The organism is Oleidesulfovibrio sp. (genome assembly GCF_047973035.1).
Lineage (GTDB): Bacteria > Desulfobacterota > Desulfovibrionia > Desulfovibrionales > Desulfovibrionaceae > Oleidesulfovibrio.
The window spans coordinates 1-18,720 of record NZ_JBKEBF010000028.1 but is presented as its reverse complement, the minus strand read 5'-3'; the positions used below and the strand labels follow the sequence as shown (position 1 = coordinate 18,720).

Here is an 18,720-nt window from a genome sequence, read left to right as displayed (position 1 = left end):
TCCGCCAGTACGGAAAGCGAAAAACGGCTGTGCGGCCATGTACGTGTCATGGAATAGTCGGAATTTTCGCGAAAGGCCGCCCGTATGCGCCCGTCCACGGCCTGCAGCAGCGCTGTTTTTTTATCGTCCTGCAGGTTGGGCACGGGGTGCACCGTGGCAGTCAGATGTACCGGCAGCGCAGGCATGGGAAAACACAGCATATCGTCGCCGTGGCCGTGGTTTCCGGCATCGCGCACATGGGCGTTTATGGTATCTACAAACTCCTGCGGTGCAGGGCCGGAATCAATCATGATAAAAGCATTGGCGCTGCCGGGGCCGCGCGGTGCCTCGTGCTGGAACACAACATAATCCGTGCGTATGCCCGCAAAGCTGGCAATATCCGCCGTATAGGCCGCGTCATGGTGGTACTGGCCAACAGCGCTAAACTGGTTGCGACAGCGCAGGCGCAGTTCTTCGTCCGTTTCTTCATCCGCACCGGGCACATGCAGCCAGTCGGGGCCGTTCACCACAGATGCCACGCCGGAAACAGGCTGCGGCATGATGGAATAGTAGTTGGGGCCAAGGTTGTACGCCGTGCCTGTGTTCACCGCCTGCACGGGTATGGATGCCGTAAGCTGCAGGTCGGGTATGGTGAAGTTTTCCGTTACCGCCACGCGGTACACATGGCCGTTAATGGCAGGGCTTTCTATAATCGTTCCCGCAGGTATAAGCAGCTCGCCCGCGCTGTTTACGCGGGTCAGGGTAACAACACCCTGCGCCTTAACCGCTGCCTTGCGGGTCAGATCCACACCCCATGCGTATATATCCAGCCATTGCCCGCTGGACGTTTGCAAAAAGGTCTGCGGCAGAATGGTTGTGACCAGGGCAGAAACCAGCGCTTTCATAGGCTCAGTAACAATGGCGGATATAAGCCGCCAGAAGGGGCTCCACTTGCTGCTGTTGGTAATCTGCGTGCCTTGCTCCGCATTCAACGCATCCCAGCGGGCCTGCATGGCTTCTGCCGTTACAGGAAAGCCCGCATCATCCAGCATACGGGTAAACAACCTGCTGTTATCTGTATCAGCCATTGCCGCCCTCCTGTTTTGATCTATTGCCTGTGTCTGCATGCCCCGCCTTGACCGAATTACAAATTGTAGTTACATTTTTACCATGCGATTCGAATGGGACGAAAACAAACGCCGTGCAAACGTTGCCAAGCACGACATAGACTTTATTCAGGCGGCGCAAATGCTGGCGTGCACCCCATACCTTGTACGGGACGAACGCAAAGACTACGGCGAAATACGGTGTCAGGCTGTGGGAGAACAAGACGGTATGGTGCTTGTTGTCGCCTTTACCATGCGCGGTGACGGCGTGTTTCGCATCATCTCTGCGCGCAGAGCCAATGCCAGAGAAAGGAGGAAGTATGGCTACCACAAAGAATAAGTCCGGATATTCCATAGAAGAAATACGCGCCATGCAGCCCCTTACCGATAATAAGCGGGCAAAGGCGTTTACTGATGAAGAACTTACCGCCAATGCGCAAAGCGATGCCGACAACCCCGTTCTGGATGATGCCTTCTGGGCACAGATAAAGCGTATAGAGCAGCAAAACAAAAAACAGGTAACGCTGCGCCTTGATGCCGATGTGCTGGAATGGTTCAGAAAGCAGGGTAAAGGATACCAGACCACCATCAATGCCGTGCTCAAGGCATACAAAGACTCGCGTCCGCAATAGCACTTAGCCACGGTCTGCCTCCAGCTGCAGCGCTATGCTGCCGAACTCGCGTGTTTCCGCCTTCAGGTTAAATTGCCCTAGGCCTACTTCTTCCACTTCTGTACTGCCCGGTATAATGCGCTCGTCTTTGTCCACTTCCAGCGTTAACAGCAGCAGGTTGCGGACCTTGGTGCGGACATCGCGGTTGCCCACCAGTTCCACCAGCAGACCGGTTTCGCGTATCATGTGCACGATGTCCTGCGCTATGGAATCCCTGTCCGCCACGGGCACGGGCAGGCCTCCGGCATCCAGCGCTATGTCATCGTCACTTATTAAAATATCTACATACTTGCCCATAGTTACCCCGCCGCCATAAACACCATGTCGTTCATTGTCTGGGCGTCCAGCTCTTTACTGGTGGTAATGTTTACCTGCCCTATACTGCGGCTGTTGCTGCTGTTACGGGTAAACGCCATGGGCGTGCGGCAGGTGCAGTTTACAGACCGCTTTACCGTAAACGAAAGCGACGGCCCGCGTGCGTGGGATGTGTCCTTTACCCTGCGGGAAGCCTGCTCCACCTGATGCTGGACGTATGGGCCGAAGTACGCGACGCCCTGCATGTACTGGCAGACCACACCCACAACGGCGGAGCCATCCCAAAACCCGACCAGAGCGGGGCAGTGCATAGCCATGCTGGTCAGGTTGATGGACGAAGAGAAAAGCTTGATGGAATAGCGGGGTAGCCTTAACGTTAGAAAAATAATGCGTTTCTAAGGAGGGAGCATGCCTGAAGAACAATGGGTAAGGGTTATTGTTCGTTCACCTGATGATGAACCTGTCGCGTACATCGTGGATAACAAACAGCACTTTACGAAAGTAAATAAAGAGAAGGATCTGCCTGTCGAACACGTTGAAGTACTTCGACAAAATGGATTTACAGTTGATGAACTTAAAAGTAATGGATGACTTCTTGAAGCCCGCCAACGCGGGCTTTTTTGCGTCTAATGCTCGGATAAAAAGAATCGAGGTTTGAAGGGGCCTACAAAAAAATTATGACTCCATTGCGGAAGTGAAAAAAATGCCGCCGTCGGGAAAATGCGAACTATCCTTCCCCCGCCTTGCCGCTTTTTGGGTCATTTTTGTGCAATATTTGAGTGTGCGTAAAGAGGGCCGGAGATAAAGCAGGACAAGGGGTACAGCGAGGTAAGGGCTTTTGCACTCTGTGCAAGCTTTTGCAAAAAATTGCAAAGAACCTACGGGGATCTACCTGTCCGTCTGTGGGGAGAGGCGTAGATGGGGCGTGGTTTCCGTGTGTTTTTTTTATGTGTGGAGTGAGTAAAGCGTTTCAAAAACTGTCTATAGAGTTTGGTCGGAAGTCTGTATAAAAATACAACTATTGAAGTGTGTTATGTTTTGCAGGCGGAAGGTGCAGTTTGTTGCAAAGAATAGAAGCGGGAGAGGGAATCGGAAAAAATCACTTCAAAAATCACTTCACAGAAGTTTTGAAGTGCCAAAAAGGGAAAAAAGAAAGGGGTTAGATTTACATCTAACCCCTTAAAATATGGCGATGAGGGAGGGATTTGAACCCTCGATACGCTTTTAAGGCGTATACTCGCTTAGCAGGCGGTTTTTGTGCTTTTTTATGTTCTTGGTGTGCGTAATTTCAGATAGTTATGTGTTCTGTAACGCGCTAAAAATGGCTTTTCTGAGTGCTGCGGGTGCCATTTTGGGTGCCATTTTAGGTGCCAAGGTCATCCAGTATGGAGACAACGCCCTCAAGGTCTGGCGAGAGTGAGCGTAGATAGGTTTCCGTAGTTTGCAGGCGCTGGTGCCCTAGAACTCGTTGAAGGTCAAAAGGAGTGGCTTTACCGCTATCCCGCAATGTGAGGGCAACAAAGTGGCGTAGCGCGTGCAATGTAAAAGGCTTTACTCCAGCCAAAGGACAGAGCCTTTCCATAAGGTATTTCATCGGGCGTGATTGTCTGGTGAAAGGCTTGCCGCTTAATGGGTTGGTAAAGACATATTCGTTATCCCCTTTAGCTTCATAGCGGCGGGTGATGATTTGCAGGAGTTGGGCGGACATATTGATTGCGCGTGGCTCTTTTGCTCCGCCTTTTCGCTTACGAGTCCAAAGCGTGAGTGTAGCGCGGCGCAGATCCACATCAGTCCATTGTAAATTTCTGACTTCACCGGCACGGGCACCAGTTTTCAATATGACTTGTAAAAAGTCGTACTCCCAATCCTCTGCTGCTTTCAGGACGGCAATAACGTCTTCTGCTGGAGGGATGTAGCGGGTTTCTGAATCTTCCGGGTATGGCACGGTCTGTGCCCAAGGATTGCCAAGGAAGTTGCCGCGTCTGATATGCCAGTTCCAAAGAGCTTTTAGTGTTCTTTGGTGGCGGTTGGCGCTTACGTTGCCTTTTTCAGTTTGGGTGAAGGCAAGGTATTCTTGGGCTGTTTGGGTGGCTAGTTGCGCAATAGGAAAGTCCTTTGCCACAAACGCGGCAAAGGACATGAGGTGATTTTTTTTCTCTTGGATTGTGTTGGGCTGTAACCTTGCTTGGCAATCTGCAATGTACTCATTGCACGCCTGCGAATACATCAAAATATGTGCCGTGCTTTGCTCCGCTTCCAGTTCGTTGAGCGTCTGCCGCGCCCACTTTTCGGCCTCCTTTAGTGTTTTGAAGCCGCGTTGTTTGCGGGTTTTGCCCTTGTATTTTACTTGCCGCCAGTAGCGTTTCTCGCCGTTGGCTAGTGTGTATTCTCGCCCTGTTCCTGTCATAGTCACGGTCCCGTAGGTAATTTATGACGTCACTAGCCAAGAAGCGGGCAGAGCGCAAGTCTCGTCCTTTTGTGAGGAAGAAATGCGGGTAATCCTGCCAGTGTTTGCGCAGGGTGTCCGGAGCTAGGCCGAGCAGTTTTGCAAGCTGCCTGTAGTCCAGCGGTGTTGCTGGAATAGCTTGTTCGGTGTTGTTACTTGTCATGCTGACCTTGTCCTGAGTGCGTTTATTTTTTCACTGTGCGGGTAGTTAAACTTCCAGAATTTCATCCAGCCCTTTGCCGGTTCCGGCTGGACGGGTACTGCTTTCTCAATTTTCCACCACCACTTTGCATCTGGATCACACCATACAGAGGGTGGGGTGTTGTTTGCCTGTATGCAGCCGGAGAATACAACCGCCCCGATGATGTGCCCCGTTAGCGCTATGCCTTCCCGCGAGAATCCTACAGGCGGCGTGTAATCAAAGCCCCTGATGCGAAGCTGTTCGCTTATCGCGCTTGCTTTGGCGGCAGGGCTGGCGCTGGCGTGGATAAGTATCGGCCTGCCGGTGAACTTTTCCGGCAAGGGCCAGTTGCGGTTTTCATAATCCTTTCTGGCCTGCGGAAAGTGCCCTTGCAGGATGAGCCATGCCCACGGCTGCTTAATACTGATAACCGGATAAATCATCTTAGCGTTTCCTTTGCCTGCCTGCGTGCAGGGCACGCTTAACCGGGGCAGCGGGGCGGCCTGCTGTGCCCCTGCCTTTGAAAAGAGAGGTTACGCAAAGGGCTATGGCGATGATGAGCGTTGCTTTCATGATACACACCCTGTCTTCCACTCGATGTAGGCTTTGCTAATCACTGTTGCTGGATGGAACCAAGAACATTCACTGTGTTCTATGAGTAGCTCCTCATTTGTAGTCACCATAATTCCGGAGAGATTTTGGCGTGCTACAGTCCAAATTTCCACAAACACCCACCTGTCTTCGTAGGGTTCGTTATTTTCTGCGGCAAAGATAACATCAACACGCAGCCCAGCGGCTTGCATTTCGCGTATAAGTTCAAGGGCCGCGTTCATGTCTTCGGCATATTGCTTTACCTTGTCGTAGGCACCGGCAGATATTTTTTCACCGCCTTCTGGCTCAATCCATGCCTTTGACACTTCGCCAGAGGGACGGAGAACGAGCAGGCCAGTTCTAAGATGTCTTCGCCATGCGAGTTCGCCCCGCAGCACTGCAACCTTTGCGCTAAGCTCATCGTTGGGCATTGTGCTGCTCCTGTGTGGCTTTTTCTGGCGTAAACCCCGTCGCTTCCCAATGATCCCGCAGGTCCTCGCGCATGTCGTCGCCCAGCACTATGCAGTAACCGTACGCCGACAGGTTGAGAAAAATTTCTCCGCACTCTTCGCACATATATACGGGCGCAAGCCTTACCTTTTCTCCGAACCTGTTTTCTTCGTACTCGCAGCGTGCAGCCCGTGCGCGGTGAAACTTGACGCATGTATCGCCATTTTGCATTAGCCTGTTGCAACTGATGCAACGCTTGCGCCGCTTAGTTTCAAGTGTTGTGAAATCATTAGGCACATAATAGTACTCGTCGTATTTATCGCCGTCGTAGTAGCAGCCGCACGAAATGCTCATCTGTCTTCCTCCTGCTTGTTTTGCGCGGTTTTGCTACGCGGGCACCGCGCGGGCCTCGATAGAGACATTGCCGCTGGGCAGCGTCTTCAAGACATCCTTTACTCCTCTCCGTCTTCCGGCAGTCTGAGGTAATGCAGCGCTACCATATATTCCTTGCCGGTCTTGGGGTTGCGCACACGCGCGCGCATGTCAGTCCACCACGAGCCTACGAGGTATTTCACCTCGACAATGCTGTTTGCGCCGCCCTTTACGCATCGCGCTTGCGAACCTTCGGGAAAGGCCTCCATAGCAAGACTAAAATTTTCAGCAAACATGGCCTCTTGCCTTTGCGCGCGCACGTCTTCGGCCTTCATGAACTCAGCATGATAATATTCTCTGGTCATGTTTAAAAAACGGAGTTGTGTTTCTTTCATCTGCTTTCTCCCTCCAGTTTCCGACATGGGGCGGGGCTGCAACCCCACCCTCACGTCCGTTGGTGCTTTGCGCGCTTCGACCTCTGCACCGATGAGGCAAGGAGGCGCCGTGCGCGTTACGTGGCCCGTTGTGCGCTGGTGCGGCTAGACTAAGATCGCCGCACCCGACACGGAGCCGGTCGCTATCCAGATTCCCACGCGAAGCAGCCAATTGCGTAACTGCTCCGTTGCCAACCGCGACTATGTTTTGGATCACCTCCGGTCGCGGCTGGTGATGGGGGTTACAGGCACAGTAGTTTTGTTACCAACACCGGCCCTCTGTAGTTCCAGCTGGACACATCGACATACCAAGCTTTGCGGCCCTGACCGAACGGGGCGAGGTAAGGGGCGCGTACCACCAACACCGTTTCGTACTGCATCTCTCCGCTGGCCTTGGCCCTTATGTGGTAGCGGTCGCCAGCAGATATTCCTTCACGGTTAGGAACTTTTGGTTGCACTGGCGCCGCCTCCACGACTTCGCGCAGCTCTTGTATGGTGAGGGTGGTAGTCATGGCTGTTAAGCTGCCTGTTGCTGGTTGCGGGTTACTTTTTTACGGGTTGCCAGAGAGAGCAGGGCATCAAGGCTTGCGCTGACTGCTCCCTCGTTTACGGCGTCGTATTCCATCATGATTGACAGGGTGCGCAGTTCTCGTCTGGACTGCTGTACAGGCGCTTGCCGTTGTGCCGAGGTTTGCTGCTGTGCGGCCTGCTGACGTGCTGCCGCCGCCTCTTCTGCCCTGCGCTGGCGTTCTGCTGCGCGGAGTTTTTCGGCCTCGGCGTGCTGATGCGCTTCGTAAAAATAGTGGTCAATCTGCCGGTAGACCTCCTCCAGCGGGGTGTCGCTGTCCGTGAGTCTCTGAAAGGCTGAAATAGACACGCTGAGACCGCAGCTTTCGTTTTTACTCAGCACGCGCTGTTCGACAGCAAAGGCACGTTCCTGTCTGGCGCGAAGCAGTTCTTCACGTTCACGCTCCGCCTTGAGGTGCTGCAGGATGATTGCTTCAACTGCAGACTTTACATCGCTGAGCTTCTTCGTTTTATTGAGCCATGCATCTTGAACAGGAATGTCAATATTAACGCCGTGTTCGACTTTGATAGCGTCAATCTGGAATTGGACGGCGACGCGCCTGTCTTCGCGCTGCTGGTCTTCGAACCGCTTGACCTGTTCGGCGAGTGCGGCGCGGGCCTCTGTGATGATGGTAACAACATCTTTGACCTGGGCTTCGAACTCTTTAATGGGCGCCGACACGCGCTTGACGGCTTCTTTGCGCGCCGTTTCAACCATGTCTTTTGCCTTGTTCAGTCCGGCCATTTCTGACTTGATAGCGGCAATGTCGTCCTCCGTTACTACAAGGCCGCTAAACTGTTCTGTGATGCTGATTGCCCATGCCTTCAGCCCTTCGTAGTCGAAGCTGATCTGCGGCAGGGATTCGTTGATTTTCAGTTGCTCGTTAAGCATGTGGTTGCTCCTGTGCGGCGCCGCTGGTAGCCGCCTGTTGTGCGCCTTGGATTTCTGCAAGGCGTTGTCTGTAAGCGGCCTCTACCGCTGCGCGCTGGGGGTGCCCTTTACCCACACCGAGAGTGGTTGCCGCCTGCTTGAGGTCGGATTCTGTGGTTGCGCTGAAAAAAGCCGTCTCCACCTCGTGCATGTCCACCTGTTTCTGTTCCGGCGCGGGCTTGCCGCCTTCCAGCCATTCGAGCAGGGCGCGGCCTGTGTCCACCGTGGGGACAAAAACTTTGCCGTCAAACAGGCTGGTGCGGTCCTTGCTGGCTGTTGCCATGTGGCGCTCTGTGTCTATGTCCATGACGACAGTAAATTCGTATTCAAGCCCGTCGCGCTGGACGGGGGCGAGTCCGACCTTGACGGGTTTTACCTTGCCGGTGCGGTCGTCTTTGACCATGTCGTAGGCTGTTTTGGTGCGCATGGTGCCGATGATGTGGCAGGAGCTTTGCAGCATGGCGTCAACAAGCGCGTTGTGCTGCGGGGTGATGTCGCGCCATGCCGTGAAGTCGTTGCCGCGCCCCTTGCGCTTGTCCACTTCTTCCAGCAGTCCGCCTTGACCGGCCCATGCGTGGGTCAGGCTGTCTATGATGATGGTGGTGTAGCCTGCACGCTCTGCAAACCGGATCGCCTCGATATATTTTTGCGGCGTGTACGGCGGTTCAACCTGGCAGGCGTCGTATGCGCACAGGTGCGAGTACAGCTCTCCGCTGCCGCGTTCTGTATCGATCATGGCGATGGAGCCGCCGAGTCCCTGAGCAATGAGCAGAGCGGAGTATGTTTTTCCCGCCCCGCTGGGCGCGCACAGCGCCAGCCGCAGCTTTGCTTTTTTCCGTTCCGCCCGCTTAAACATGTTGCCTCCTAAAATTCAGTTATATCATTATGTTCAAGGGCTTGTTGCCACGCTTCGTGGCTGACCCACTCCTCATAGTCGTCGCAGGGGTAAAATTCTGTCGGCATGGCTAGTGCCTCTCTGTGGTTAATAAGCTGTCGTAAGCAGTCGTTGCGTTCTGGCATTGCCAGTAGTAGTCTTGCGCCTCTTTTTCTTGCTGCGAAATTCCGGCGTCTTTTTTGCCCACAATCAGAGCAACAAAAGCGTTTTTACCTTTGGCACATGCCTCATCTGCCCATCCGAGCGCGTCCTCTTTCGTGCCGTACCAGACACTTGAGGGTGTGCGTTCGTCGTCGTCGAAAATGATTGCCGCGTATTCGCTCATAACAACTCCTCAAGATAGGCAATGAGTCCGAGCACCAACGCCAGCGCACCTGTTCCAAGCACCCCGCACAGCCACAGCGCTAGATCGTCTTTCAATTTGCGCAACATGGTTCCCTCCGAAGCTTCACGCTGCATCCGTCCTTGAGCAGACCCCAAGCGAACGTAATGGCGCGGGTTTCGTCATTGTCTGCGAATACATCGGCGCTCTTGCCGTCTATTTCTGCTGTGACTATCCACATGGGGGGTGCCTCCCTTAGTTGTTTACTGCTCCCGCCCTGCGGTATCCGGACAATCCCTTGTTTCACCTTTAGCTGTCCCCTTTTGGACTGCTTGTGGGTTGTCCGGTGCTGATCCGCAGCCGCCATTGCCATGTGTGAGGATAGCAACAAGTGACAGCCCTACTTTTGCTGCCACTCCGCATAGCGGGATGTTGTCGTGAGCATAAAAAAACTCACCTTCGGGAAGTATCCCGTTGGCGAGTTAAGGCTTGCATAAAGATTATGCAGTGTCAATATGGAAAATGGGAAAGGTTTATGCAGCTATTTTGTGACAGCTCGCATGGCTTTGCGAATTTCTTCTGTCCATGACAGCCCCATTGCTTCACACAGGTTTACCAATTCCCATATGTTGATAGTTTGTGGCTTACGCTTGCCCGGTGCGCCTTGACCAACAAATAGTGACTGCACTTTTCCACGTGGCGCTTTGAGGTATCCAAAGGCAGCCTTTCCTAGCTTTTCGTCAGAAAGCTTTAGTTCGTCTTTTCTTGCAATTAGTGACTCTCGGAGGGCGTTGTCAACCGCCTCCATGTCAATATTTGAAAACATTTCTAGCACTCCTTTTTACCCTCCTTTTAGCATAAAATTTATGCATATTACTATTGCATAAACTTTTCACATTGACAGATGAAAAAAGCTTATGCAATTTAAAGAGCAGGAAACGGCTCATTGACAACCAGCCCCGATGATGCCCCACACCCTTTGCAGGTGCTCCACGCGAAAAGCGGGAAGCTGCGAAGGTGCAAGGCAGAGGGATGCCGGATAGAATCCGGTCGTGCTTAGACGCCAGCTTGGAGCAGGGCACGAAACCTTCTTGTTTTTTTTTGGACGCCTACCGACTCGCCAACGGCTTTGATCGTCCCGACCACCCTGCGGGTCTTGTTTTGTCACTCCCCGCCTTTCCCTGCCGTCGCTTGCCTTCCCGCTCCCTAGGGCTTGCGGCTTGCCGTGCTCGGTACTTGTTGGCGGTAACTCCCGGCGGTTCCGACCTGTAGCGGGCTGCGCCGCGCCGTTCGGTCTTTCGCGCCGTTCGTGGGATAAGAATATCACAATGCGAGATACCGTCAAGTTGAAATCTCGCATAGTGATATATATAATGCAGAAAAAAGCTGCTGAAAGAGCGGCAAGAGGGAGCGAGAAAAAATATGTTTAGACCAGAAATGAAGGTTATGGAGTTTGATTGTAGCCCGTTAGTTAACGTCTCTGACAGGGAGTTACTCGACAGTCCACAACGGAGGGTGGCATTTACGCGCTATAACACTCTAGTATATATGACTTTATGCAGACTTGGGCATCAGCCGGAGATGCCATTTGAAGAATTTGTTGGGTATCACGTGTTCGGGATGGATAAAGACGCCCCGTGGAGGCCATGCTTTGACGTAGGGCTTTTTACTGTCCCTGATCTTGCGCTGATTCGGCGTAAGCCTTTCGAAGATGCAGGCGCATTCTGCGAGAAAGTAAGCGAACCAAGCTGCGCCACCACTTCTCTTGCTGATAAAAAACAATGCAAAAGTTGGTCTTTGTTATCGGTTTTATTCTCCAGACTGCGACATTGGCGCGCACCGACATAGCGCATTTTTGGTCTTTTATGGCGTGCACGCGAATTGTTTCACTCTCAAGAGGGTTAATGACACGAAGGCGCCTGTACTCCCAATAGCTGCCCAAGTCGCCACAAACGTCAATTTCATCAGCGCCATTGCCAAGAGACCCAACCCGCAGACCAGTTGTGGCAATGGCCCCGAAAATTATTACCGGATGGCTATTGGGGTTAAACAACGTAACGCTTACGCCGTGCTCCACGCTTTCCACAACGGGGCGGTAACCATTAACAATAGAATGCGCCGCAGGGGCTATAAAAATAGCCGCTGCGGCGTTTGCTAATGCTCCAACTGCTTCCCAAATGCTTGAATCTGGCGACATGTGACACCTCCCGTGCTGGGTTGCGCCGCACGATTTTGTGCGGCGTATAGTTAGTGCTCGCGACACGACCAGACTATTCGCCCGTGTATCGCTGCGTCGACGGTTTCATTTTTTGGAACGTGGATAGGCTCGTAGTCCGGATTGTCGCTTTTGAGCAAAAGGCCGTCCGGGCGGTTCTCCGCGCGCTTTACCATTAGTTCGTCACTGATGCGGACGAGATAAACTTTACCTGTTGTTACGTCGCGCTGAGACATATCCACAAGAATCATGTCGCCCTCCGCAAAGGTCGGTTCCATAGAGTCGCCTGCAACGGTAAAGAGGCGCATTTCAGAAGGGTTGCCACGGCGCAGCAAGAACGCTGTATGAAAGCTGTACAGCCCTTCATAGTCGCCGTCAGTTTCAAGTCCTCCGTTTCCGGCCCTCGGCCTGGCCTTTACTTTTGGCACTATGGAAAAATCAACGGGCGTTTTTTCTTCCTGAGCAAAAAATTCAGCCAACGTGATGCCGATACCCTTGCATATGTCTTGAATCTTATTGAGCGCGGGCAGCCTTTTCCCGCTGAGGATTTGGGAAATATAATTTTGGCTCACTCCAGACAGCCTTTCCAGCTCAACCTGAGACAGGTTTTTCGCCTTCATCCAGTGCCTGAGAGCCTCAGATGTTATCTTTATCTCTTTCATCCCATCCACATTATCCAATGTAGAGAGATTATCCACGCGCGAAGAGCGATGATCTTCTTGTAAAATATCTCTATCCGTCATATAGTGTCCTCATGAGAATGACGCAGATTGAAATCGCAAAGAAAACTGGTTTAGCGCAGTCTTTTATTTCTTCGATACTTAGAGGTGTACGGCGCGCTTCTCCTAAAGCGGCAGCGCGGCTAGAAGAGGCCACAGGCGTTCACCGTTTGTTCTGGATGTATCCCGGAGAGTACCGCGAAGACGGCAGCCCAGCGATTTCCAAACCTCACCCCACCACCCCAACCCCCCGCACAGCGCGGGATGGAGAGTAGAATATGAGCTACACCATACTTCCTGAGCCGGATACGAGCACTCTTCCTGAGGAGTACGTAAAGAACGCACGCATTCTGAAAACCGTTGCGGATGGATGGGGCGGCAAGTTTCACATCAAGCTTGATGATGGCTGTTATGTCTGCGTTCATGAAACACACCACACGGGCAAGGTGGAAATAGTTGAGTTCAAACACATAAGCCCTGAACTTTTTGCGGCTCTTCGGGACCTGCCGTGCCCTCTGGAAATGCACAAGCAGATTTTGAGAGAGCTTGGCCTTGAGCCTTTTACCGAAGAAGTCACAGCGCAACATGAGGTAGCGGAAGCGCCTCACCCCAACACCCCCTGCCGGACAACGCGGCAACGGCCCTGCACGTAACGGGCTGCTGCCGCGCTGACAGCGGCATCGGCTTCTGCTGACGTGAGGGCATGGGACGACAGACGGGAGGTAAACCATTCTATGCGGTCGGGGAACGTGAGGCGCACAACCGCGACGGAGTACCCGTTGTGACACCGGCGGACGGAAAGGTGGGCATGGATGGTCGGTAACGATAAATCCATGCTGAAAATGATAAACGAGTTTATACAAAAGGATACATGAAAATGGCGGTTACATTCACACATGACAAGGTGCTGGAGGCATTGCAGGCCGCCGCGCAGCAGTACGGCATGAAGCAGCTGGCCGCCGACCTGAACAAGGCGCCGGGCACACTGTACAACGAGCTGAACCCGTTTGGCGGCGACCGTGCAAAGCTTGGGCTGGAAGACGCTGTGAAGATTATGCAGTTGACCGGCAGTCACGACGCGCTGCGGCTGATCTGCGGCGGGCTGGGTCATGACCCGCACCCTGTGTGCGGTGAGCCTGTGGCGGAGAGCGGCGCGTATGAGCAGCTGGCAAGCGTGGTGACGGGAGTGGGCAGGCTGGCTGACGGGCTGAAGGATTTTCTGGAGGACGGCAAGTTGGATAAGGCCGAGAGGTTGGCACTGTTTGAGCTGGCCGTGTCTATCCACGACCAGTTGGCGCCGTTTATGGCTGGTGAGAAATAAAAAAGCCCTTGCTGGAACAAGGGCCAAACCTTCCGACCATCGGAAGCGAGATAAGGACTCAATTATGCACAAAACAGTAGCAGAAGTCAACAGCCAGAAGTTCCTACTTGAGCAGGAACTTTTAGAGTCAGAGCGGGTGCTGGCAGCCATCCCGCAGACAGTGGGGCCGCAGATTGCAGAGCGCGAGGGCGCTAAGTGGGTGCGGCGTGCTGCAGAGATGCAGCTTGCACAACTTGAGTGCGGGAGGTGGCAGTAGTGAGCAGGCAGAAGAGATATCGCAAGATCAGCACCTGCATCTGGAATGATGCGAAGTTCCGCGAACTGAGCAACGAGGCAAAACTTGTTGTTTTCTTTTTGCTGACTCACCCGACATTGACGCAACTCGGAGCTTTGCGCGGAAATATTCCCGGCCTTGCCTTTGAGCTTGGCATGGACATGGAAGCCTTTCGGAAAGCCTTTCAGGAAGCCTTGTTGCAAGGCATCGTAAGGCACGATGGAAGCCTGCTGATATGGTTTCCGAACTTCCTCAAATACAACATGCCGGAAAGCCCCAACGTAATCCGCTCTTGGATTGGGGGATACGACGACTTGCCAGAAAGTGACCTGAAACACGAGATACTGAGCAGCGCGAAAGCCGCTATTGACGGGCTGTCAAAGACCTTTCGGGAAGCCTTTGTGGAAGCCTTTCAGGAAGCCTTTGCGAAGGGGTTCGCTAATCAGGAACAGGAACAGGAACAGAAGCAGGAACAGGAGTTAAATACTAATTGCGCATCGGCTGACGCCACTGCGCCGCATGTGCATCCTGTCCCTGCCGCCGTTGTGCTTGAGCCTGTTGTCGAATCTACTGCGCTGCCTATGCCTGAGCCAGCACAACCCTCACGGGAAGCATATATCACCAAGCGCAAGCGCAAGCTGACGGGCAAGCGGTTAGAGGCGTTCAATCGCTTCTGGCAGGCATTTTCACTGCCTAAGGGCAAAGCTGCTGCCGCTGATGCTTGGCTTGATATTCCAGAGTTTACAGACTCCCTTGTGGAGCAGATTGTTACCGCTGCGAAGAGGGAGGCGCAGCACCGCCAACGGCTTATGGTTGCTGGCAGAACGCCCAAGTGGGCACAAGGCTGGCTGACAGAGCGGAGGTGGGAGGACGGCGAAGAACCTGCTGCGATTGTGCCCATGAGCAAAGCAGAGCAGAGGCTTGCGGGCAATATCGCTGCCGCTGAAGCCTTTGTGCACGAATCTGCCGAATTTGGGGGCTGGCAATGAACGAGCAGGACAAAGGGACGTTTGCTAGCGTCATGACCGGGCTTGCCGAAAACTTCGGGCAGAGCTTTACAAAGGCTGGTCTGAGAATGCGATTTGAGGCGCTCAGGCAGTACCCCATCGAAGACGTGCAGCGGGCTGCAATGAGCCTGCTTGCAAATCGCAAGTACACAAGCATGCCGACCGTCGCCGACTTCATCGAGCACCTGAGCGGCGGACCTGTGGAAGACGTTGCCGAGCGTGAGGCCGGAAAGGTGCTGGAAGCGATTCGCAGCGTTGGGGCTTGGAGCTCTGTCGCCTTTGACGACCCTGTAACGCAGGCCGTGATTGAGCAGGGCCACGGTGGTTGGGTGAAGCTGTGCGAGGAAATGACGGACAGTCAGCTCAACTGGTTTCGTAAAGACTTTATACGAACCTACGCCAGCTATAAGCGGCAGGGCGTGAAGCAGCACGGGCGCCTTGCTGGACTTGCAGAGATACAGAACGGCGCTCGCGGGTTGGCCCATATGGAAGCTCTGGCCCTTGTGGGGGACCCGCAGCAGGCTCTTGCCGTTGCGCAGACGCCTGCAGAGCGCTCGATGATAACCACAGCGGAAGACGGGCCGCGTCATATCGGCGGCGAGTTAATGCGTGCAATCCCGTGCGGCAGCAGAGAGGCGATGTAGTCATGCTGGATATGCAGATCCGGAAGCTGGAGGCGGCAGTGGGGGGTGCGGCGTGAGAATGGCAACAGTTTGCTCCGGCATCGGTGCGCCCGAGGTGGCAGCAGCGCCGCTTGGGTGGGACACCGTATTTATGTCTGAGATTGAGGCGTTCCCGTCTGCTGTGCTGGCGCATCACTGGCCCGACGTGCCTAACCTTGGTGACATGACAGCCATAAATGGTGACGAATGGCGGGATAACAGTATGGCTGTACCTGTGGTGCGCTGGATACTGCGGCGCATTCTTGCCACCAACAACCAAGTGAGGATGTGATGAGTCTGAATAAAGTGATGATCATAGGCAGGCTGGGCGCTGACCCTGAGCTTAAATACACGCAATCCGGCACTCCTGTGGCGCGTCTGCGTATTGCCACAAGCGAAACGTATACCGATCGCGAAGGCAACCGTCAGGAAACTACCGAATGGCACACCGTGGTTGTGTTCCAGCGTCAGGCCGAAAACTGCGCCAACTACCTGAGCAAAGGCAGCATGGTGTATGTGGAGGGCAGCATCACAACCCGCCAGTGGCAGGATAAAGACGGCCAGAACCGTTACGCGACCGAGATTAAGGGGCAGCGTGTGCAGTTCCTCGACCGGAAGAGTGACAGTGCCGGAGCATCTGGGCAGGGGCAGAAACAGGGCCGCAACAATGGACAGCAGAGCCAGAGCCGCTACACAGATGATGATCTTGGCCCTGCGCTTCCGAGCGAGCAAAGCGGCATGGACGATGTGCCGTTTTAGGGGCGCGCGATGAGACGTAGAGCCGCCAAGATAGACGACAACCAGCCTCAGATTGTGGAGGCGCTGAGGGCTGTAGGCTGCTTTGTGCAGTCTATGGCCCCGGCAGGGCAAGGCGTCCCTGATTTGCTTGTAGGTAAGTCGGGACGCTGGTTTGTGATGGAAGTTAAGGACGGTGACAAGGCGCAAAGCAAGCGCAAGCTGACGCTCGACCAAGCACGGTGGCTGCTTGAGGTGCGCAACCGTGCGCCTGTGCATGTGGTGGAAAATGTGGAACAGGCGTTGAACGTGATTACGGAGGTGACACAGTGACAATCAAGCCATGCGACAGCCCACACTTCAAGGGGCAGTGCTGTAGCGGGGCAAAGGACTGTATAGGCGGCATAATGTGGGGCGAACGCGGAAAACGTGTGCCACTGCACAAACTGGAGTCGTGCCCGTTCCCGGAGCAGGCGCGCAAGGAACATGCGAGACGGAGGGGCGTATGACGGATGCGGCGCTTTATCAGCGAGCGGTGAGAGTGCTGGATAGCGTGGACAGCCCGAAGCAGCGCAGGGTGGCGCTACGATACCTCGTGCGGTTGCTTCAGCGCATGAGGGGCGATGCATACAGAGCACTTTTTCAAAAGCGCTACGAGAAGGTTACTAACGACTGGGAAAAGAAATGGGGTTCCGGAGGGGCGTATGACGGAAGACAGGTATAGCGCGCTGCGCAAGGTGCTTGAGGATGCCTGTAATCAGGCAAGTGACGGCAAGGGTAAAGAGCGTCACGCCGACAACAACAGATTTGAAGACCAGCCTATCATGCAGATTACGCGGCTTGTGGGCGACCATCCAGTAGGCGCGTTGGCGTATCAGGTAATCAAAAAGACCGTTGAGTCTGGCAGGCTGTACAAGCTGCGCGGTATCAATGCTGCCCGCGCCGAGCTTTTGGGCGCGATTAACTATCTTGCCGCCACAGTGATACGCCTTGAGAATATCGAGGCGGGCAAGAGCGTGCCCGGTAGCGGAAGCGAAGAAGAAGACCGCGAAATTGCCGCAGCCGCATGTGCCATATCGTGCCCGCACGGTGCGAGTGAAGTCTGTACGCAGCCATGCGAAGGATCCGGCGTATGTCCTTTGAGGCCGGGAGAAATGATTCCGTTGAAAGAAGGAAAAGACGGGCTAAATCTTCTCAAGTTCATATTGGAGCGGCAAAAGAACCACATAACGACGGACTATGAGCAAGAGATAGCGCGTGAGTACGCCTCTTTACGCGGCTGGCAGTTGGGCGTTACGCCGTTTCGGGTGTGGTTTTAATGAAGCGCATAGTCATACTCAGCGACCTGCATTGCGGGCACCTTGCCGGACTGACTCCGCCGGGGTGGCAGTTGCCGCCACGCGGTGAGGCGGACGATCCGCGCATACAGTGGGGGCGCCTGATGCCCGTGCCGAGCTATGTTTTTTCGGGGGGTGGGTATGGCACGGCCTAGGGGTAATGGCGAGGCGCAGCAGTAAACACATGAGCCTTGATACACGCATGGTTGTGCCGTCCGGCGGTCTTGACCTGTCGGCACCGGCTAACGCCATTCCGGACAGTTCGTTGTCGCGTGCTTTTAACTGGTGGCACGAGCCGGAGCGCGGCATGTGCACACGTCAGGGCTTGGCGCGTGAGGATGTAGCGGCGCTTGCTGCTCCCATTACGGCCATGCATCCATATGTGGACGTCAACGGCACCATGCGGCTGCTGGTGTCCAGCGGCGGCAAGGTGTGGGAGCGCACAGGCACAACGTGGGCTGAGGTGACGACCCTCGCAGACAGTGAGCCGCCTTCGTTCCTGACGTTCAACGGGGCGTGCCTGATAGCCGATAGCGGCGCAATCGGCCTTAGCGTATATGACGGCACATCTGTTAACACTATTGCCGGAAGCCCGGCACAACCCACGTCACTGGCTGAAATCAGCGGTCGGGTGGTGTGCGCGTCGAAGAGTGAAGCGGATCAAGTCTTTTTCAGCGGGCCGAAGGACTACAACATCTGGGATACCGCATCCGGTGCGCTGGTGGTTCCGGCGGGCTTCGGTGACGGCTACGACATTACCGGATTTGCCGTGCTGTATGACACACTGGTTGTCAGCAAGGTGCGGCGTGATAGCGCGGGTAATCTGCTAGGCCGGTCGCTTTTTGGCATCAGCACTGCCGGAGTGCCTGAGCAGTGGAGCGGGGTAAGTATCAGCCGCGAGAACGCTGCAAGCTGTCAGGGCGCAATTGTAGGCGTGGGCAGCGCGGCGTACATGATGGACACGAACGGCTTTAAGGCCGTAGCTCCGGCGCCCAACGGTCAGTATGGCGACATCGCAGTTGATACCATTGTGGGCATCAAGATTAACAAGCTACTGGCTCAGATTGCACCGAACGCCGACGCCTGCACCATGACGTATGTCCACTCTCTGGCGCAGATATGGTGCATTGTGCGCAACGGAAGCAGCGCGCGAATTGTGGTTTACTGCCCGATTCATGGCGTTTTTACTC

Annotated in this window: 31 protein-coding genes; 16 read left to right on the top strand and 15 right to left on the bottom strand. The window is 54.4% G+C overall.

Annotation, left to right across the window (positions count from 1 at the left end; all coding sequences use genetic code 11):
* The coding region (locus ACK5LI_RS08575) for a baseplate J/gp47 family protein (RefSeq protein WP_416948235.1) at positions 1–1,067 on the bottom strand (1,067 nt) is incomplete at its 3' end.
* An 82-nt stretch (positions 1,068–1,149) separates the two neighbouring features.
* On the opposite strand from ACK5LI_RS08575, the gene ACK5LI_RS08570 reads away from it, so the two are divergent.
* Positions 1,150–1,425, top strand: coding sequence for a BrnT family toxin (locus ACK5LI_RS08570; protein WP_416948233.1), 276 nt, complete (start codon positions 1,150–1,152; stop codon positions 1,423–1,425).
* A complete protein-coding gene (locus tag ACK5LI_RS08565; protein WP_416948231.1) occupies positions 1,406–1,717 on the top strand; it encodes a BrnA antitoxin family protein in 312 nt (103 codons plus the stop codon). Before ACK5LI_RS08570 ends, ACK5LI_RS08565 begins: the two co-directional genes overlap by 20 nt.
* A gap of 3 nt (positions 1,718–1,720) precedes the next feature.
* Here the strand turns inward: ACK5LI_RS08565 and ACK5LI_RS08560 are convergent, their stop codons facing one another.
* Together ACK5LI_RS08560 and ACK5LI_RS08555 are read right to left on the bottom strand one after the other, a co-directional pair.
* Positions 1,721–2,053 (bottom strand): DUF2590 family protein, encoded by a 333-nt coding sequence (locus ACK5LI_RS08560; RefSeq protein ID WP_416948229.1) that lies wholly within the window; start codon positions 2,051–2,053, stop codon positions 1,721–1,723.
* 2 nt (positions 2,054–2,055) lie between these two features.
* Entirely contained in the window at positions 2,056–2,388 is a 333-nt protein-coding gene (locus ACK5LI_RS08555) for a hypothetical protein (protein WP_416948226.1), read from the bottom strand.
* A 91-nt stretch (positions 2,389–2,479) separates the two neighbouring features.
* Between ACK5LI_RS08555 and ACK5LI_RS08550 the strand changes: the two genes are divergently transcribed.
* A complete protein-coding gene (locus tag ACK5LI_RS08550; RefSeq protein ID WP_416948223.1) occupies positions 2,480–2,662 on the top strand; it encodes a hypothetical protein in 183 nt (60 codons plus the stop codon).
* A gap of 772 nt (positions 2,663–3,434) precedes the next feature.
* Here the strand turns inward: ACK5LI_RS08550 and ACK5LI_RS08545 are convergent.
* The 12 genes from ACK5LI_RS08545 to ACK5LI_RS08490 form a co-directional block, all read right to left on the bottom strand.
* Positions 3,435–4,478: a tyrosine-type recombinase/integrase gene (locus ACK5LI_RS08545; RefSeq protein ID WP_416948221.1), complete on the bottom strand. Its 1,044-nt coding sequence runs from the start codon at positions 4,476–4,478 to the stop codon at positions 3,435–3,437.
* A 198-nt stretch (positions 4,479–4,676) separates the two neighbouring features.
* On the bottom strand, positions 4,677–5,141 hold the full coding sequence (locus tag ACK5LI_RS08540) for a hypothetical protein (RefSeq protein WP_416948219.1): 465 nt from the start codon (positions 5,139–5,141) through the stop codon (positions 4,677–4,679).
* 126 nt (positions 5,142–5,267) lie between these two features.
* The gene (locus tag ACK5LI_RS08535) at positions 5,268–5,720 is read right to left on the bottom strand and encodes a hypothetical protein (protein ID WP_416948217.1); all 453 of its coding nucleotides are present in this window, start codon (positions 5,718–5,720) and stop codon (positions 5,268–5,270) included.
* Positions 5,707–6,093 carry a hypothetical protein gene (locus ACK5LI_RS08530; protein ID WP_416948215.1) on the bottom strand — a complete coding sequence of 129 codons (387 nt, stop codon included), beginning with the start codon at positions 6,091–6,093 and terminating at the stop codon, positions 5,707–5,709. The genes ACK5LI_RS08535 and ACK5LI_RS08530 overlap by 14 nt, the downstream gene beginning before the upstream one ends.
* A 98-nt stretch (positions 6,094–6,191) precedes the next feature.
* Positions 6,192–6,506 (bottom strand): hypothetical protein, encoded by a 315-nt coding sequence (locus ACK5LI_RS08525; RefSeq protein ID WP_416948213.1) that lies wholly within the window; start codon positions 6,504–6,506, stop codon positions 6,192–6,194.
* A 281-nt stretch (positions 6,507–6,787) separates the two neighbouring features.
* Entirely contained in the window at positions 6,788–7,003 is a 216-nt protein-coding gene (locus ACK5LI_RS08520) for a hypothetical protein (protein ID WP_416948211.1), read from the bottom strand.
* A 59-nt stretch (positions 7,004–7,062) separates the two neighbouring features.
* A complete protein-coding gene (locus ACK5LI_RS08515; RefSeq protein ID WP_416948209.1) occupies positions 7,063–8,004 on the bottom strand; it encodes a DUF1351 domain-containing protein in 942 nt (313 codons plus the stop codon).
* Positions 7,997–8,899, bottom strand: coding sequence for an ATP-binding protein (locus tag ACK5LI_RS08510; RefSeq protein ID WP_416948207.1), 903 nt, complete (start codon positions 8,897–8,899; stop codon positions 7,997–7,999). The genes ACK5LI_RS08515 and ACK5LI_RS08510 overlap by 8 nt, the downstream gene beginning before the upstream one ends.
* A gap of 109 nt (positions 8,900–9,008) precedes the next feature.
* Positions 9,009–9,263, bottom strand: coding sequence for a hypothetical protein (locus ACK5LI_RS08505; protein ID WP_416948205.1), 255 nt, complete (start codon positions 9,261–9,263; stop codon positions 9,009–9,011).
* 538 nt (positions 9,264–9,801) lie between these two features.
* Positions 9,802–10,086, bottom strand: a complete 285-nt coding sequence (locus ACK5LI_RS08500) for a hypothetical protein (protein ID WP_416948203.1) — start codon at positions 10,084–10,086, stop codon at positions 9,802–9,804.
* A gap of 840 nt (positions 10,087–10,926) precedes the next feature.
* Positions 10,927–11,457, bottom strand: coding sequence for a hypothetical protein (locus tag ACK5LI_RS08495; RefSeq protein ID WP_416948201.1), 531 nt, complete (start codon positions 11,455–11,457; stop codon positions 10,927–10,929).
* A gap of 50 nt (positions 11,458–11,507) precedes the next feature.
* Entirely contained in the window at positions 11,508–12,218 is a 711-nt protein-coding gene (locus ACK5LI_RS08490; RefSeq protein WP_416948199.1) for an XRE family transcriptional regulator, read from the bottom strand.
* Between the two features lie 11 nt (positions 12,219–12,229).
* Between ACK5LI_RS08490 and ACK5LI_RS08485 the strand changes: the two genes are divergently transcribed.
* From ACK5LI_RS08485 to ACK5LI_RS08425, 13 genes are all read left to right on the top strand, one after another.
* Positions 12,230–12,469 carry a helix-turn-helix domain-containing protein gene (locus tag ACK5LI_RS08485; RefSeq protein ID WP_416948197.1) on the top strand — a complete coding sequence of 80 codons (240 nt, stop codon included), beginning with the start codon at positions 12,230–12,232 and terminating at the stop codon, positions 12,467–12,469.
* Between the two features lie 3 nt (positions 12,470–12,472).
* Positions 12,473–12,847: a hypothetical protein gene (locus ACK5LI_RS08480; RefSeq protein WP_416948195.1), complete on the top strand. Its 375-nt coding sequence runs from the start codon at positions 12,473–12,475 to the stop codon at positions 12,845–12,847.
* A 224-nt stretch (positions 12,848–13,071) separates the two neighbouring features.
* Positions 13,072–13,515, top strand: a complete 444-nt coding sequence (locus ACK5LI_RS08475) for a phage regulatory CII family protein (protein ID WP_416948193.1) — start codon at positions 13,072–13,074, stop codon at positions 13,513–13,515.
* Between the two features lie 64 nt (positions 13,516–13,579).
* Entirely contained in the window at positions 13,580–13,771 is a 192-nt protein-coding gene (locus ACK5LI_RS08470) for a hypothetical protein (RefSeq protein ID WP_416948191.1), read from the top strand.
* Entirely contained in the window at positions 13,771–14,778 is a 1,008-nt protein-coding gene (locus ACK5LI_RS08465; RefSeq protein WP_416948189.1) for a hypothetical protein, read from the top strand. Before ACK5LI_RS08470 ends, ACK5LI_RS08465 begins: the two co-directional genes overlap by 1 nt.
* Positions 14,775–15,440, top strand: coding sequence for a DUF6475 domain-containing protein (locus ACK5LI_RS08460; RefSeq protein ID WP_416948187.1), 666 nt, complete (start codon positions 14,775–14,777; stop codon positions 15,438–15,440). The genes ACK5LI_RS08465 and ACK5LI_RS08460 overlap by 4 nt, the downstream gene beginning before the upstream one ends.
* A 58-nt stretch (positions 15,441–15,498) precedes the next feature.
* On the top strand, positions 15,499–15,750 hold the full coding sequence (locus ACK5LI_RS08455; protein WP_416948185.1) for a hypothetical protein: 252 nt from the start codon (positions 15,499–15,501) through the stop codon (positions 15,748–15,750).
* Positions 15,750–16,217 carry a single-stranded DNA-binding protein gene (locus ACK5LI_RS08450; RefSeq protein WP_416948183.1) on the top strand — a complete coding sequence of 156 codons (468 nt, stop codon included), beginning with the start codon at positions 15,750–15,752 and terminating at the stop codon, positions 16,215–16,217. Before ACK5LI_RS08455 ends, ACK5LI_RS08450 begins: the two co-directional genes overlap by 1 nt.
* A 9-nt stretch (positions 16,218–16,226) precedes the next feature.
* Complete coding sequence (locus ACK5LI_RS08445) at positions 16,227–16,526, top strand: hypothetical protein (RefSeq protein WP_416948181.1); 300 nt, start codon at positions 16,227–16,229, stop codon at positions 16,524–16,526.
* 172 nt (positions 16,527–16,698) lie between these two features.
* Complete coding sequence (locus tag ACK5LI_RS08440) at positions 16,699–16,917, top strand: hypothetical protein (protein WP_416948179.1); 219 nt, start codon at positions 16,699–16,701, stop codon at positions 16,915–16,917.
* The gene (locus ACK5LI_RS08435; RefSeq protein WP_416948177.1) at positions 16,898–17,512 is read left to right on the top strand and encodes a hypothetical protein; all 615 of its coding nucleotides are present in this window, start codon (positions 16,898–16,900) and stop codon (positions 17,510–17,512) included. Before ACK5LI_RS08440 ends, ACK5LI_RS08435 begins: the two co-directional genes overlap by 20 nt.
* Entirely contained in the window at positions 17,512–17,685 is a 174-nt protein-coding gene (locus tag ACK5LI_RS08430) for a hypothetical protein (RefSeq protein ID WP_416948175.1), read from the top strand. Before ACK5LI_RS08435 ends, ACK5LI_RS08430 begins: the two co-directional genes overlap by 1 nt.
* A 29-nt stretch (positions 17,686–17,714) precedes the next feature.
* The coding region (locus tag ACK5LI_RS08425; RefSeq protein ID WP_416948173.1) for a hypothetical protein at positions 17,715–18,720 on the top strand (1,006 nt) is incomplete at its 3' end.